The sequence below is a fragment of the Microcoleus sp. Pol12B5 genome, assembly GCF_036701335.1.
Lineage (GTDB): Bacteria > Cyanobacteriota > Cyanobacteriia > Cyanobacteriales > Microcoleaceae > Microcoleus.
This window is the reverse complement of sequence record NZ_JAUBQQ010000012.1, coordinates 1-16,575: the sequence shown is the minus strand read 5'-3', so window position 1 is coordinate 16,575 and position 16,575 is coordinate 1. Positions and strand designations below refer to the sequence as shown.

Below are 16,575 nucleotides of genomic sequence, written 5' to 3'. Positions count from 1 at the left end.
AATAACACCTGCAATTGACACCTGCCTGGAGGTGCGAAGGTTTTTGATAAAAAATATTATGATGTAGCAAAAAAACTTGACATCAGCACGTAATTGAAAGTAAAAATAAATAATAGCCCTAACAAAATGAGGCTTTATGTTTGATTCGCGCTCGGCAAGTATGGCATTGAAAAGTTGCTACCCCCTAAAACAATTTCTGCTAAAATACATCCGGTAATATACGGAGTATCTAGGATTTTTTCCCAATCTAAAATCTAAAATCTAAAATGGCAACAGCTATTCTTGAGCTGGAAATATCCAAACTCCCGCCAGAAATTACGGTTGAGGAGCGTTACAGCAAAGCCTTGATTTTAATTCGACTGCACGGAAAACCGATCGGTCAAGCTCTTTTTCACGTAGTCGGAGGGCACATTGGCGGTGACGAATTACGGAAAACACTGAGGAATTGTGCTGGTGACAACTTGTGGAAAAACTTGCTCTACGACACTCTAGAATGGGATGAGCGGGGGTCGGTTGAGGTATTGCCACTCGCCACAGTAGCCGTTTGCACGCGCGATCGCCCGGAAGATTTGCGGCGCTGTCTAGACGCGCTGATGCTGCTGCCTGATGATGGTCAGGAATACTTAGTAATTGACAATTGTCCCGCCACGGGCGCTACCAAGGAACTGGTCAAAAATTATCCACAAGTCCGCTATGTGCGCGAAGACTTAGCAGGCTCCAGCGCTGCCCGTAACCGAGCTTTATGCGAAGCTAAACATGAATTCGTAGCGTTTACAGATGACGATGCTGCGCCCGATCCGAACTGGCTGCGATCGCTCTTGCGAAATTTCAGCGATCCCCGAGTGATGTGCGTTACAGGGCTGGTGATGCCCTTGGAACTGGAAACCGAAGCGCAAGAATGGTTTGAGTGTTACAGCCCCCACGGGCGGGGATTTGAGCGCCGAGTTGTTGACGGGGCGCACTGCAATCCCCTGATTGTGCATCTGGTGGGAGTTTCGGCGAGTATGGCTTTGCGGAAAAGTTCGATCGACTACATTGGCCTGTTTGATGAAGCTTTGGGGGCGGGAACACCCACGGTGGGCGGCGAAGACTGTGAACTATTTGCCCGCATTTTGCGCGCGGGCTACTGCATTGTCTACGAGCCGAGAGCATTGAGCTGGCACCGCCATCGGCGCACTTGGGAAGAATTGCGAAAAACGCTCCAAGGCTACGGCATCGGAGTCTATGCTTTCTGGACGCGGATGTTTGTAATCAACAGAGAATTCAGTGTGCCTCTATTAGCTTGGGGATGGCTGCGGTATAAGCAAATTCCTGAATTAATTGCTTCTTGGCGAAAGCAACCGGGCTGTATTCCTAGTGATTTACTTTTGGCTCAACTGCGGGGGTGCATTAGCGGGCCGATGGCTTATTTTTCTTCTCGCAAGCGGTTGCGGGAAGTTAAGGGGGAAGTCAATAGATTTTAGATTTTAGATTTTAGATTTTAGATTTACTCCACAGATGAATCGAGGAAATTAAACTAAGGTCTAAAGCTTCTTGGATTAGTCATTAGTCAGGAGGAACAAAGAGGTTCGGCAACGGATGGTGTAATAAATTTAATGGATTTAACAGATGGATATTGAGGGGACAAGGAAGAAGTAAGAGTGTTTGAAATTTTAATCACCCGTTATAAATTACCAAATACCAAATAGCAAGGGTGCATCTCAATTTTATGCACGGAGGCCTGGCGCGTGCTGATTTGGGCAATCGCGAAAATGTGGGTCAGGCGGGTGAGATCACTCATAAAGTGGGTTGTAAGTAGTAGTTCAGAATTAATTACACAATATTTCTACTGAAACCATTACCTAGCAAGGAATCTTTATGTAATTAATTTTGTGGGGTTACTTATAGGAGTGATTCTTAGCTCAAGTGGCCCCTACAAGACCCTACAAGATATTATGGTTTTTTGTGCCGTTATACTTAGCATTGGGCTTGATTGTCAAAAAAGAGTATTTCATGGGCTTGGTCTCTATTCTCACAAGGGGTTTGGGATTGCTGTATAACTACCTAATTGCAAAAGTTGGAATTGCGAGAGTGCTTAATGGTTTGGTATATTTCCCTTGAATAGTACCCGATCGCAATTAAAGCGGAAATGAGGAACGATCGCACAAACCGGGTTTTGTCAAAAAATCTGATTTTTAGAGGTGGCATTAATAATGGCGAGGCTTGGTGGCGGTATGCTGCCAATAACACCTGCAATTGACACAAGCCTCTATGAGAGATCGTTGCCGGTGGTAAAAGTTGTGTTCGGAAAAAACTTGACATCAGCGGGTAATTGAAAGTAAAAATAAATAAAAGCAATAAAAACAATGAGGCTTTATCTGTGATTCGCGATCAGCAATCGGCAAGTAGGGCATTGAGAAGTTGCTATCCCCTAAAACAATTTCTGCTAAAATACCTCCGGTAATATAGGGAGTATCTAGGATTTTTTCCCAATCTAAAATCTAAAATCTAAAATGGCAACAGCTATTCTTGACCTGGAAATATCCAAACTCCCGCCAGAAATTACGGTTGAGGAGCGTTACAGTAAAGCCTTGATTTTAATTCGACTGCACGGAAAACCGATCGGCCAAGCTCTTTTGCCCGTAGTCGGAGGCCGCTTTGGCGGTGACGAATTACGGGAAAAACTGATGAATGCTGCGGGTGACAACTTGTGGAAAAACTGGCTCTACGACACTCTAGAATGGGATGAGCGGGGGCCGGTGGAGACATTGCCACTGGCCACAGTAGCAGTTTGCACGCGCGATCGCCCGGAAGATTTGCGCCGCTGTCTAGACGCGCTGATGCTGCTGCCTGATGATGGTCAGGAATACCTGGTAATTGACAATTGTCCCGCCACGGAGGCCAGCAGTGAATTGGTCAAAAATTACCCAAAAATCCGCTATGTGCGCGAAGATGTAGCAGGCGAAAGCGCCGCCCGCAACCGAGCTTTACGCGAAGCTAAACATGAATTCGTAGCATTTACAGATGACGATGCTGCGCCCGATCCGAACTGGCTGCGATCGCTGTTGCGAAATTTCAGAGATCCGCGAGTTATGTGTGTCACGGGGCTACTGATGCCCCTAGAACTGGAAACCGAAGCGCAAGAATTGTTTGAGTTCTACAGCCCCTACGGGCAGGGCTTCGAGCGCCGAGTTTTTGACGGGGCGCACTGCAATCCGCTGATTGTAGCTCCACTGGGGGTTTCGGGGAGTATGGCTTTGCGGAAAAGTTTGATCGACTGCATCGGGCTGTTTGACGAAGCTTTGGGCGTGGGTACGCCTGCTAAGGCCGGTTCAGACAGCGCACAGTTTGCCCGCATTTTGCGATCGGGCTACCGCATTGTCTACGAACCGAGGGCCTTGAGTTGGCACCGCCATCGACGCACGTGGGAAGAACTACGCAACTTGCTGCGATGCTACGGCATCGGAGTCTATGCTTTCTGGACGCGGATGTTTGTAATCAACAAAGAATTTAGTGTGCCTCTATTAGCTTGGGGATGGCTGTATTACAAGCAAATTCCTGAATTATTTGCTTCTTTGCGAAAGCAACCGGGCTGTATTCCTAGTGATTTACTTTTGGCTCAAATGCGGGGGTGCATTAGCGGGCCGAGGGCTTATTTTTCTTCTCGCAAGCGGTTGCAGGAAGTTAAAGGGGAAGTTAATCGATTTTAGATTTTAGATTTTAGATTTACTCACAAATGAATCTGGGAAATGAAACTAAGGTCTAAGCTTTTTGGATTAGTCATTAGTCATGAGTCATTAGTCATTAGTCAGGAGGAACAGGGAAGTTCGGCAACGGATGGTGTAAGGGATTTAAGGGATTTAACAGGTGGATATTGAGGGGACAGCGAAGAAGTAAAAGTGTTGAAACTTTTAATTGCCACTTATAAATCCCCAAATACCCAATGCCAAATATTAATTTCCCAATCCCAAATAACAACTACCAATTACCAAATACCAATCTGATATGAATAGGGAAAATCCAACAATTAGCATAATTATTCCGAGCCACAATCGCAGTTCTTCGCTGCGGCGCGCTCTTGATGCTGTGCACTCGCAGACTTATCCGCTCGACCTGCTGGAAGTTATTGTAGTGGCAGATAGCTGCATTGACGATACTTTGGCAATGCTACAAGACTACAAACCTCCGTTTAAACTGCAGGTGATCGAGGTAAATTGCCGAAGTGCTGCCATCGCCCGCAATACAGGAGCGGCTTCGGCTACCGGGAAATTGCTGCTGTTTCTCGACGACGACATTGAAGCGCTGCCACCTTTGGTGGAAAGCCACGCGCGGGTTCACCGAGAGCGTCCGGGAGCGGCTGTCATGGGGCCCTATCCGCCTAAGTTGCACGGAGGAACTAGGTTTTTTGACGTGGAAGTGCGCTCGTGGTGGGAAGAGAAGTTTTACCAGATGAGTCAACCCGATCACCGATTTACTTATCAAGATTTGCTCAGCGGCAACATTTCTTTGGATGCAGAACTGTTTGCTCGTCTCGAAGGCTTTGATTCGGCTTTCGGGAACTGCGGCGGGGAAGATTACGAGTTTGGACTGCGTTTGCTGAAAGCTGATGTACCTTTTGCTTTAGCGGAGGATGCTGTGGGCTATCATTACGAACACGAAACAAACAATCTCGATCGCTCTTTTCGCCGGTCTCGTCAAGAAGGGCGATCGGATGTTTTGATCGGCCGCCGACACCCGGAACTCAGACCGACGCTGCACATAAAAGACTACGAAACTCCTTATTTTTTGGTAGACAAGATTGTGGTGACGCTCACGTTTTTCTGGCCGGCGGTTATGGATTGGCTGGCTGTGGGAGGCAGGAAATCTCTGGATTTGCTCGAAAGCTTGGGGATGCGGGAAACTTGGCGGTGGTTGCGGGCAAAATTGCGCGGTTATTGGTATTTGCGGGGTGTGATTGATGAGCTAAAAAGTCGCTCTGCTATTTCTAGTTTTATGCAAGGGGGCCCGGCCCGTTCTGATTTGGGCGGACATGAAATTAACATTGATTTGCAGCAAGGTTGGGAAGCGGCAGAAAGTCTGCTGGACGCGGAACGACCGGCTGGGGTTTACCTGTATTACGACCAACTGGCAATCGGGCATATTTTTCCGGAAGCGGGGGCGGAACCGCTGCGGGGCGCTCACTTGCGATCGATTCTGGCGCTTCACTTTGCTCAACCGCTGGCTGGGGCGATCGCGGTTAACGGTTTACCCCACAGTGCTGAAACGCTTGAAGAAAAGCCTTTAGTTGCTTTTGAAACTTACGAGTTAGCCATTAATAGCTAAGTAAATAGGTGCAAATAAAGATTACAGGATTTGGGCAGGTGAGTGCCTTCATCTTCTCGCTTATATCTCGTTATGCTTAGCTAAACTAGCCCCTAGAAGATATTTTTTTTCGTGCATATCTACTGAATTCGGGGAAGTTAAACCAAAAACTCAAACCTCAAAAGCTGGGAAATTGGAAAATTGCCACCCCAAACTTAAAAGCCCCAAGTCAAAACTTTTCTATCTAGTGCCCGCTGCAAAATTTTTAGGAGCAAGTTATGGCAATAAAAGTTATGGAGATTGAGTTTGCCGAACAGATTAATCCGATTAGGCAACTCGAACAATACGAAGGAGTTCGGATTTTAGTTCGCTACCGGGGACGGCCTCTGGGCTGGGCTTATGTTAGTAACAATCCCTGGGAACAAACAATTTCCGCTGAGCGAGTGCGACAAACAATTGTGGATCAGTTAGGAAAAGAGTTGGTGCGATCGACTTTAGGAGAGCAGTTCGGCGCTGTTTCTGAAGCAGTGGCGGATCGCGACCTGCCGCCAATTAGCGTTGTCATCTGCACGCGCGATCGCACAGATTTGCTCAAAGGCGCTCTGGAAGCTCTGCTCGCCCTCGACTATCCGCACCGCGAAATTATCGTTATAGACAACGCTCCTGCAAGCAGCAGCACCGCTGAATTAGTCGCGCGATTGCCGGTACGCTACGTCAAGGAAGAACGGCCAGGATTGGACTGGGCACGCAATCGCGGGATCGCGGAAGCGCGACATGAGATTATTGCTTTTACTGACGACGACGTGCGGCCCGATCGCGGTTGGCTGCGGGGTATTGCTTCGGCGTTTGCTGACCCAGAAATTATGGCCGTGAGCGGTTTAGTGGCTGCAGCCGAACTGGAAACCTTGCCGCAACAGCAATTTGAACTGATATATGGCGGAATGCTGCAACACCTCGACCACCACAAAACCGACGGTAGCAAACTTTCTGTGCGGGAGTTGCTGTGGGCGAGCAAATACGGGGTGGGGGCGAATATGGCTTTCCGGCGGCAAGTTTTCGAGGCTGTGGGCAATTTTGATGTTGCTCTCGATGTGGGGACTGCGACTCGCGGTGGTGGGGATATTGAGATGTTTCATCGCGTTTTGGCTAAGGGATACTCGACTTTTTATGAGCCGAGAGCTTTTGTGTGGCACTTGCACCGACGCAGCGCCGAGGCTTTGAGCCGACAGTTGCAGGATAACGGGCGCGGTTTTGGGGCTTATGTACTCACGTGCTATCGCAACCGCACTGTGCCACGCTGGGAAATTTGGAAATTTGCTATGTTTCAGTGGCTTGGTTGGTGGCTGGTGCGCCGCTTGGGGTCTCCGGGTTGGCTGCCGCGCAAGTTGGTAGTCAGCGAGTTGCTGGGAGCTCTCGACAGTCCTTTTGCTTACAGAAAAGCGCAGTTGCAGGCGCAGCAGTTAGCTGAGATTGAGCCGGAAGAGCAACTACAATCTGAACCGCAGGAAGTTGCCGGAGGTGTGCGATGAGAAGTGTTCCAAAGCTGATTGACAGGCGCAAAATTGCTCATTTCTTCGATTTGCTGCGGGTGTTGGTCGATCGCGATATGAAATTACTTTACAAGCGATCGGCTTTGGGGATTGCTTGGACTTTAATCAATCCGCTGTTGCAGTTAGCTGTATTTTCCTTTGTGTTTCGTTCTGTTATACCGATTAACATTCCGCAATTTTCTTCCTTTGCTTTCAGCGGTTTGTTAATCTGGAGTTGGTCTCAAACCGCATTATTTCAAGCAACGGGATTAATTACCAACAATAAAGCGCTAATCAGACAGCCTAATTTTCCCACGGCAATTTTGCCGGTAGTCACTACTATGACTGGGCTAATTCACTTTCTGTTAGCTTTGCCGGTGTTAATTATCTTTCTGGCAATTGATGGCGTTCAGCCGAGTGCTGTGCTGTTTGTGTTGCCGCTGCTGATGGTTATTCAGTTTATTTTGACAGTCAGTTTGGCTTATCCCCTCGCCGCTTTGAATGTCACTTTTCGCGATACTCAGCATACTTTGGGTGTAGTTTTGCAGATGCTGTTTTACCTGACTCCGATTTTCTACGACCTCAACAGCGTCCCGAAACAATTTCAGCCTTTGTATCAGTTAAATCCTATGGTGCCACTGCTTGGAGCTTACCGCGCCATACTGCTCAAAGGTACGCAGCCGGATTGGCTGGCGCTGTTAATTGTTAGCTTGGTTGTGGCTGCTCTTTTGCCGATCGGACTGGGAATTTTTAGACGGCAAAGCAATACTTTTGTGGAGGAATTGTAAATGCGTCAAGCTATTGTTGTCAAGGGTTTGGGGAAACGTTTCAACCGCTACTCTGCCGATCGACCTTATACGATTATGCAGGCCGCTTTGGCGGGTTTTCGGCAGATGAAACCGCAGGCGCGTTTTTGGGCACTGCGGGATATCAATTTCACTGTTTCTCCCGGCGAAATGCTGGGAATTCTCGGCAAGAATGGCGCGGGAAAATCGACGCTGCTGCAACTTGTTGGCGGTATCGGCCATGCTCAAGAAGGAACTATTGAAGTTAATGGCAGAATTGGCGGTTTGTTGGATTTGGGTGCGGGTTTTCACTCGGATTTAACGGGCAGAGAAAATGTGTTTGTGGGTGCAGTGGTGGCCGGTTTGACTCGTCGGGAAGCTGCGCGCCGGTTTGATGATATTGTTGAATTTGCGGAATTGCAACAGTTTATTGATAGTCCGATGCGGACTTACAGTACCGGGATGCAAATGCGGCTGGCTTTTTCGGTGGCGGTTCACACCGATCCAGAAGTGCTGTTAGTTGATGAACATTTGTCGGTTGGTGATGTGGCTTTTCAAAATAAATGTTTGAACAGAATCACCGAGTTTAAGAATCAAGGATGTGCGATTGTTTTGATTTCTCACAACGCGGCGCAAATTCATAAACTGTGCGATCGGGCTTTGTGGCTGAAATCAGGTGAAATCGTGGCTTACGGGGAACCGGAAGTGGTAGTCGGTCAGTATTTGTCGGAAATGCGCCCAGCAACCGAACAACGCACTCCCATGCGTCCTCCTGAAGTGACGAGTATGGGTTCACAACTGCGAATAAATGACAATCGCTTCGGTTCTTTGGAAGTAGAAATTACGGATGTTAAAGTGTTGCCGGATGATGAGATAAACAGTGGCGATTCTATTACTGTGGAAATTCATTATTCTGTACCGAAGCCAATTTCGGCTGCTATTTTTGGCGTGACAATTAGCCGGGAAGACGGTCAAAGTTGTTTTGAAACTAATACTAATCAAATGGGCAGATTGCTGCCACTGGCGGAAGGGAAAGGCACAATCCGCCTGCACGTAGACAGGCTTGATTTAGGAAACGGTCAGTATTACGTGAATCCTGGGGTTTACGAGAAGAGTTTGGCTTATGCCTACGATTATCATTGGCACACTTATCCGCTGTACGTGCGATCGACTGTCAACCAAAAAACGATTCTTTGTCCGCCCTACCGCTGGGAATTTGATGGCAAAATGCAGGTTGCGGATTTACCAGAACCAGCCGAGAAAGTTCACGCATTGAATAAGGATAATCCCGCCTATGCCAAGATTTCAACTCAGTTGAAAAATAAGCAGGAACCAGACTTTTTAATTATTGGCGCTCAAAAGTGCGGCACGGAACCTCTATCCGGCTATCTCGCAAATCACTTGCAAATTATCAAAGATGGTTCCCGCAACATTCACTTTTTTGATTTGAATTTTGAGCGGGGCGTTGATTGGTACAGCAAGCAGTTGACGCGCACTGTGGCGGATGAAAAGGTGTTGCTATGGGAAATGACTCCTTACTATATTTATCATCCGTTGGTGGCAGAGCGGGTTTACAAATGTTTCCCGGATGTTAAGCTGATTGTAATGCTGCGAAACCCGGTCAAACGAGCTTGGCTGCACTATCATTTAGAAGTGGCGATCGGCTGCGAAAAGCTGGATTTTGAAAAGGCGATCGCTTCCGAACCCGATCGCCTAAAAGGTGAAATTGAAAAAATTAAAACCGATCAAAGTTATTACAGTTTCAACCACCAACATTATTCGTATTTGTCGCGAGGAATTTATGTTGAACAAATCAGGAATTGGCTTGATTATTTTCCGAGGGAACAGTTGCTAATTCTCAAAAGCGAAGATTTTGAGGCAAATACCGATAAAGTTTTTTCGGAAGTGTTAGATTTCTTGGATATTAGTGCGATCGCAAGTAAACAATATGAGATTAATGCGATCGAGGAGTACAGCAAAATACCAGCAGCAATCGAACAACAACTGACAGATTATTTCAAGCCTTATAATCAGGAACTATCTGATTTGTTAAAACAGGATTTTACTTGGAGTTAGAATTGGCAGGTTGGGTTCCGAGAACGAAACCCAACCCACCTCAAAATCTAGAGTTAATTATAATAATTGCAAAATGTTATGAAACGCATATTTCTCCTAGGCTCGCCTCGCAGTGGCACGACAATTCTTCAAAGCTTATTAGCTGCTCATCCCGAAGTTATTTCTTTTCCAGAATCTAAGTTTTTTCACTATTTGCTATACGATCAGTTTGCGGGAAAGTTGCCAGGTAGAATGGAAGCTTTTTTTAAGGATGAGATTAAACGTCCTGAACTTTTGAAAGATTTTGATGACAGCCAAACTGTGGAAGCTAAAGCTAGTTGGTTTGTGAGAGTTTTGGATGGTTTGGCTGCTGAACAAAAAAAAAGCATTTGGTTGGAAAAAACGCCGGAACACATATATTTTATTGATGACATAGAGCGCTTTTTGCCGGATGCGAAATTTATACATATTTTGCGAAACGGTATGGATACAATAGCTTCTATGTATGATGCTACTAGGAGTTTTAACGAATTGTGGGGCGCTGGTTGGGATTTAAACCACTGTATCTATCGCTGGGAACACGCGATGTTAACTAGCCACAAATACATTAATAAATCCAATCATATATTAGTTAAATATGAGGAGCTTTTAGATAACAAAATACAAGTCCTAGGAAAAATTTGTCATTTTATGGGCATTGAATATGACGACACAATGCTCGTTAATTATCAAGAAAAAGCCGCGAATCTTAGTTTAAATCTACCTTGGCATAAAGGAATTGAGAGAGATGTCAAAAGTAGTAACGTTCATAAATATCATAAAATTTTCACTCGAAATGAAATTAGATATATTTTAGATAAAATTCAGCGAGTCCAGGGTGAAATTGCCTGGAAAGTTACGGTGGAAGTGAGCGAACCAATTTCGGATATTTACGCTTTGCAAATATGCGATCGCCTGTGCTGTACGATCCAACTAGAAGGAATTCAACTCGGTATTATTGAATTGCCTATTTGCGATGGCATGGTGGCGGCTGCGGTTTTGGCGGATGCGGTTGCAGCCCAGTTTGCTTGGCAAATTCTCGATCGCTTCTTTCAACGCAATCGCTGCGAAAAAGGCAATAAATTGTGGGAAAATTTGCTGGAACCATTGCACCCTAAACATGACTGGACGCTATTTATGCAAGAATTATGGGGGCGTCCGCATTGGCATTTGGAGGATTTCTACAAGCCTGAAATAGCTGAGAAAGTCCCAACAATTACCCTCGAAAAAGATTGGATTTCTGTAGAAGTTAGCGAGGAATTTGCTAATATAAAAGTTGAGCTTTCTGAAATAAATGTGCTGGTGAAAGTAGGCGGCGTTGCTGTCGGTATTGTCACTGTTGCGGTGGAAAATAATTTTGTTTCGGCTCAAAAATTGCGATCGACAATTAATCGAAATATGGGTTTTGAGTTGTGCATCGCCGCCGTGCGAGAAGCTTTGCTGGGAAAACCACTCAACGGCAAGCAATGGCTAAGATCGCGCTTAGCCTCTTGTGCTCAACAAAGGTCTAATTTGCCCGAATGGTTGAATGCACCGGGTGCTGGGGGCATTTACCCCCAAAATGCGGTGATGTTCGGCAGGCGATCGGGTGCGATCGGGACGAGTGTCAGCCGCCGCGCCTCACTCCCGGCGGCGGCGCTGCCGGAAATCGAGTCAGCCGCAGCAATCGCTGGGGAACCGACAATGCAAATTCCCCAAGAAAATAAGTTTCCAAAGCAAGTATTTTACGCACCGGAAATCATTGGCTCAAAATCTTCTTATCGGGAAGTTTCTCACTCCGTGAAACCTCAACTTTTGGACAACCATAGCGTTACACAAAAACTCCCGATTCTCTCCTACCGCCGCATTTCTCCTGACGGTTTAGACGCAGTTACTCCCCAAGTTTTTGAACAACAGTTACACAATCTCAAAAATCTGGGTTATTACAGTGCGAGTTGGGAAAATTGGCGAAGCGCGAAACTGGCTAAAACTCCTTTACCCGGTAAAGCTGTATTGATGACATTTGACGGCGGCTATCTCGACTTTTTCCAATATGCTTGGCCTCTGCTAAAACGGTTTGATTTTACAGCAACTGTTTTTCTCGTAGCGGAGTCAATAGGAAAGACCAATAGTTGGGAAAAAGCCGAATTTGAAGAAGTGCCGTTAATGGGATGGTCGCAAATTTTGCAACTGAGGGATGCAGGGATTGAATTCGGTTCTATGTCTGCCACTCATCAACCTTTGACTGCATTGTCGCCGATAGAAATTGTGCGGGAGGCAGGCAAATCCCGTGCTATCTTGGAACGGGAATTAGAGAAACCTGTTAAATGTTTTGCCTATCCTTACGGCGATGTCGATCCAATTGTAGCGCATTTAATTGGAGCGAGTGGATATACTTTTGGTGTATCATATACATTAAACTTGAGCAGTTTTGAAGATTCTTTATTGTCGCTGCCGCGCATTCAAGTTACCGCCGAAAATGCCTTAAAATTAGCTTAGTAATGTGCGTCAATCAGCGAGATTTTTTCCTCAACTAACATCTCTCACCGGACGCACCTTACAAGTGAAATTTCTTAATCAATTCCTTGATTTTTCTCTGTAAATAACCGCCTAACCCTCTGGAAATTTTCTCAAATTTATAATAAAATAAAATATCCATCACATCTTCAGTTTTCATATACTTTAAATAATAAATTATTTTATCGGTCAGCTCATCATTAACATCATCGATATACTTTCTCACCGCCAACCTTTCCGAAATATGCCATTTCCGATCAAACTTGCGGTGCATTTCCGTCTCATAATCCCGAAAATCTGAGATTTTCCCCTCCAAATACCTTTGAATATATTTCCCCGCGATTTGGGCACCATCCATCCCGTGTCTAATCCCTTCGCCACCCAAAAAATTTACTGTCGAAACACTATCGCCGATCGCAATTATATTATGCTTGCAATAAATATCCTTCAAACCACGACTATACTTCAGCATGGAACCGTGTTTGTCAATAATTTTATAATTTTTAGACTTTAGATATTCATCAATCAGTAAATCAATATATTCTTTCAGCGGTGACAAATGCCTCAGTGTTTTCTGCTCTAAAAAAATGCGGGCAGCACCAACTTTCAGCCTATTTCGTTCCATGGGAAATATCCAAGAATAACCTTTAGGCATCCATTTATCGCCCACAAATAAGATTAAATCACCGCTGTATTTATTGTAAACTTCTGGCTCTACTTCAATCAAATATTCGATTCCGGTTCCCGACAAAAAATCAGGCTTATCATTCTCTTTTTCGTACATAATCGCCCTAGCAAAGCCAGTAGCATCAACCAATACTTTAGTGCTAACTTTGATAAGTTGACCGTTGGATAACTGTTTAAACTCGACTGTTGTTTCGCTCTTGCTTTGTGAATGTCTGGTGTAGCGATAACCAAGCCAAACTTCACTGCCAAATCGCTCAACTTCGCTGGCCAAAAATGCTCTAAATTTAGCAAAATTGAGAACAACTCCCAAGCTTTCGGGAGACTCCCAAGTTTGACTGACTTTGCTAGTTTCAATAGTAAGTTTGTGCCAAAAACTGCCGATAACGGATTCAGGTAAATCGAATTTAGAGAGAGTTTCTAGAGGTGTAGCGGCGCTAGAAAAGTCATTTTTATAAAAATTGTCGTTTTGCTCTGCCAGCAAGACTTTGTGACCGGATTGGGCTAGGATTCTCGCGCAGTGACCGCCTGCTGGGCCTGCTCCGACTATTACTATGTCAAAACTTTTTAAATTCATTTTGCTTTTAACTCGCTTCCAATGTCAAAATACCCGCAGGCATATCAACTACTAACCGCCGAGTTTTCAGCCACTGGCGACCTATTAAAATTTCCGGTACTCCGTCACCCACATGAACGGGAATGTCAAATTCTAGGTAATCAATACGCACTTTTCCTACATAAAGTTCAAAATCAAATTCTCCCTTAGCTGTTCGCATTTTTTCTTGTTTCACATATGTCCAATCCAGTCCATCTAAATCCTGACTGTCCATTGCTAACCAGCCAGAAAAACCTGTATCAAGCAGAGCATCAACAGGTAATTCTAAGCCGTTATCAGCAATCAGTTCAATTTCAAAAAATAGCTCGTCCTCATCACCAAATTTTCCTTGAATCATATTGTGCCACAAACTCCGGTTTCATTGATCCGAAAAACCTGCAATTTAGCTTTCGGGTATTTTTCATGGGCTATGTTTGCAACTTGCATATCATCCTTGTCGATAAAATATTCCCCGCTATCAGGTTCAACCGCCATGTACCAGTTGTAGTGGGTTTTAATCAATTCTGGTTTGAGGCGATCGAAAATTGGTTTGCAGCGCTGATAAAATGCTTCTCTTTCAGCTCGCCACTGGGCTTTTTTTTCTTCTGACCACTGAATTTCGGGGAACAATCTTCCCCGCCGCACGGTACGATTTGGTTTCACGTTAGTCATTGTTTTTTCTCCCTTATCCTCAAATCTTCCTTCAATCATGCTCCTCTTTCACTGTCATAGATCGGATGTCGAAGAGTAAGGTGCGCTAGGCACACCCTACAATTCTAGCTATTTACACGCTAACAGGAGCCTGTTTGCGGCTGAATGTTGCTAAGATACGATCGCACATTTGCGATGGAGTTAATCCTAAACTTGCAAATGATTGCTCTGGCGTTGCATGATCTACTAATGTATCCGGTACGCCCAGCCGCATCAGTGGCACGAGAACATTATTGTCGAGCAAAGATTCAGCAACTGCGGAACCGAAGCCACCCATCAAACAGCCTTCTTCCATTGTGACAACTTTGCCGATTCGCTGTGCTAAAGGCAAGATTAATTCAGTGTCCAAAGGCTTGACAAAACGCGCATTGATCACAGTTGCTTCAATACCGTGTTCGCTCAGCATCTCGGCAGTTTGCATTGCCGGATAAACCATTGAACCGTAACCCAAGATCAGCACATCGTCGCCGTTGCGGAGAATTTCCGCTTTGCCGATCGGCAATTCTTCCCAACCTTCCTCCATCAAAGGTACGCCGTAACCGTTGCCACGCGGGTAACGCATCGTGATCGGGCCGCTGGTGTGGTTGATTCCCGTGACTATCATCCGCTGCAATTCTGCCTCATCTTTTGGTGCCATAACTACCATATTTGGCAGGCAGCGCAAGAAGGCAATGTCGTACATTCCTTGGTGAGTGGGGCCGTCAGCACCGACAATGCCGGCGCGATCCAAACAGAAGAAAACTGGCAAATTTTGGATGCAAACATCGTGAATTATTTGGTCATAGCCTCGCTGCACAAATGTCGAGTAAATTGCCACAACCGGGCGCATTCCTTCGCAGGCTAAACCAGCGGATAAAGTCACGGCGTGCTGTTCGGCAATCCCGACATCAATGTACTGTTTCGGCAATTTTTCATGAAGTTTATCCAGGCCTGTTCCGGTTGCCATCGCAGCGGTAATGCCGACAATTTTGGGATTATCTTCTGCTAGCTTGACCAGGGCGTGGGCAAAGACTTTCGAGTAAGCTGGAGGCTTGGGTTTAGTGGAGGGAATGCCTTTGCCGGTAGCTAAGTTAAAGGGATTTTGGGCGTGATATCCTACTTGGTCTTTTTCGGCGATCGCATATCCTTTGCCCTTCACCGTCACAACGTGAACCAACACTGGCCCTTGGATAGTATGAGCTTGTTTGAAAGTGGTAATTAACTCTTCCAAATTGTGTCCATCTACCGGGCCCATGTAAGTAAAGCCCAATTCTTCAATTACTGCTCCAACTTTCGAGACTGCTAAGCGTTTCATCCCTTCTTTGAGGCGTTCCATTTCTGGAGTAAAAGTTTCGCCGACAAAGGGAATGTGCTTGAATTGTTCCTCTAAGTTATCTTTGAGAAACTGCACTGGTGGCGACAATCGCATCTTGTTCAAATAGCGGGTAATTGCGCCGACGTTGGGCGAGATTGACATCTCGTTGTCGTTGAGCACAACTAACAAATTGGTTTTCGGCATATGGCCCGCGTGGTTGATGGCTTCGAGTGCCATGCCGCCAGTCAATGCGCCGTCGCCGATAACTGCTACAGTTTTAAAGTTTTCCCCCTTGAGGTCGCGCGCCATCGCCATTCCTAACGCTGCGGAAATGCTTGTGGAAGCGTGACCTGCGCCGAAGTGGTCGAATTTGCTCTCGCAGCGCTTGAGATAGCCTGCAACGCCGTCTTTTTGGCGCAGGGTGTGGAAGTGGTTGTAGCGGCCGGTTATCAATTTGTGAGGATAAGCTTGGTGGCCGACATCCCAAGTAACTTTGTCGCGATCGAGGTCGAGTGTTTGGTAGAGTGCTAAGGTCAGTTCGACTACACCCAATCCTGGGCCGAGGTGGCCGCCGCTAGCGGCTACAGTTTCTAAATGCTTTTCTCGAATTTGTCGGGCAATTTGTTCGAGTTGATGAATCGAGAGGCCGTGTAATTGGTTTGGGTGAGTCAGTTCGCTGAGATGCATATTTTAAAATCTTGCTCCTGTGAATCAGGACGAATCCTTAACAGATATAGGTTGAGCCTGCGACGTTGGGTACGGGCAAACGTTAGAATAGTTTAACGGTTATTTGAGAAAAACTGTTAGGCGTAAGATTTTTGTTATTTTTGACCTGGTAATTATAGTTAATAAATTGTGCGCCGTCAATATAAAAAAAGCTTATGTTGTTAGTTGCTAATCGCTAATTGTTAGTTGAACTGGAATTCTTAGGAATTTTAAACTGCTTTTTGTAGCGATGGCTGACTTTTTAGGCATCTTGTTTCTGCAAGCGGACTATGATACAAAATCATTAACTGTGATGGAGGATTTCAGTGCGATTCGTTGAAACGTGAATCACGGTAATCAGTCCGTACATAGCGTTTCCAGCCACAAGGCTGAACTCTCGGC

11 protein-coding genes are annotated in these 16,575 nt (G+C 45.7%); 7 read left to right on the top strand and 4 right to left on the bottom strand.

All coding sequences use genetic code 11. The features are described 5' to 3' along the window. The first annotated feature begins 266 nt into the window (after positions 1-266). The 7 genes from QUA24_RS08925 to QUA24_RS08895 all read left to right on the top strand — a co-directional run bounded on the left by QUA24_RS08925 (position 267) and on the right by QUA24_RS08895 (position 12,166). On the top strand, positions 267-1,463 hold the full coding sequence (locus QUA24_RS08925; RefSeq protein ID WP_333228932.1) for a glycosyltransferase: 1,197 nt from the start codon (positions 267-269) through the stop codon (positions 1,461-1,463). 1,029 nt (positions 1,464-2,492) lie between these two features. Then, positions 2,493-3,689, top strand: coding sequence for a glycosyltransferase (locus QUA24_RS08920; RefSeq protein WP_333228930.1), 1,197 nt, complete (start codon positions 2,493-2,495; stop codon positions 3,687-3,689). A gap of 295 nt (positions 3,690-3,984) precedes the next feature. Continuing rightward, positions 3,985-5,301, top strand: coding sequence for a glycosyltransferase family 2 protein (locus tag QUA24_RS08915; RefSeq protein ID WP_333228928.1), 1,317 nt, complete (start codon positions 3,985-3,987; stop codon positions 5,299-5,301). Between the two features lie 257 nt (positions 5,302-5,558). Next, entirely contained in the window at positions 5,559-6,809 is a 1,251-nt protein-coding gene (locus QUA24_RS08910; RefSeq protein ID WP_333228926.1) for a glycosyltransferase, read from the top strand. Further along, on the top strand, positions 6,806-7,597 hold the full coding sequence (locus QUA24_RS08905) for an ABC transporter permease (protein ID WP_333208862.1): 792 nt from the start codon (positions 6,806-6,808) through the stop codon (positions 7,595-7,597). The genes QUA24_RS08910 and QUA24_RS08905 overlap by 4 nt, the downstream gene beginning before the upstream one ends. Beyond that, entirely contained in the window at positions 7,598-9,670 is a 2,073-nt protein-coding gene (locus QUA24_RS08900) for an ATP-binding cassette domain-containing protein (protein WP_333228923.1), read from the top strand. A gap of 78 nt (positions 9,671-9,748) precedes the next feature. Next, a complete protein-coding gene (locus QUA24_RS08895; protein ID WP_333228921.1) occupies positions 9,749-12,166 on the top strand; it encodes a sulfotransferase in 2,418 nt (805 codons plus the stop codon). A gap of 58 nt (positions 12,167-12,224) precedes the next feature. Here the strand turns inward: QUA24_RS08895 and QUA24_RS08890 are convergent, their stop codons facing one another. From QUA24_RS08890 to dxs, 4 genes are all read right to left on the bottom strand, one after another. After that, the gene (locus QUA24_RS08890) at positions 12,225-13,445 is read right to left on the bottom strand and encodes an NAD(P)/FAD-dependent oxidoreductase (RefSeq protein WP_333228920.1); all 1,221 of its coding nucleotides are present in this window, start codon (positions 13,443-13,445) and stop codon (positions 12,225-12,227) included. A 7-nt stretch (positions 13,446-13,452) separates the two neighbouring features. Then, on the bottom strand, positions 13,453-13,821 hold the full coding sequence (locus QUA24_RS08885; protein WP_333228918.1) for an aspartyl protease: 369 nt from the start codon (positions 13,819-13,821) through the stop codon (positions 13,453-13,455). After that, on the bottom strand, positions 13,818-14,174 hold the full coding sequence (locus QUA24_RS08880; RefSeq protein WP_445242589.1) for a hypothetical protein: 357 nt from the start codon (positions 14,172-14,174) through the stop codon (positions 13,818-13,820). The genes QUA24_RS08885 and QUA24_RS08880 overlap by 4 nt, the downstream gene beginning before the upstream one ends. 73 nt (positions 14,175-14,247) lie before the next feature. Beyond that, complete coding sequence (gene dxs, locus QUA24_RS08875) at positions 14,248-16,155, bottom strand: 1-deoxy-D-xylulose-5-phosphate synthase (RefSeq protein ID WP_333228916.1); 1,908 nt, start codon at positions 16,153-16,155, stop codon at positions 14,248-14,250. Positions 16,156-16,575: the final 420 nt, after the last annotated feature.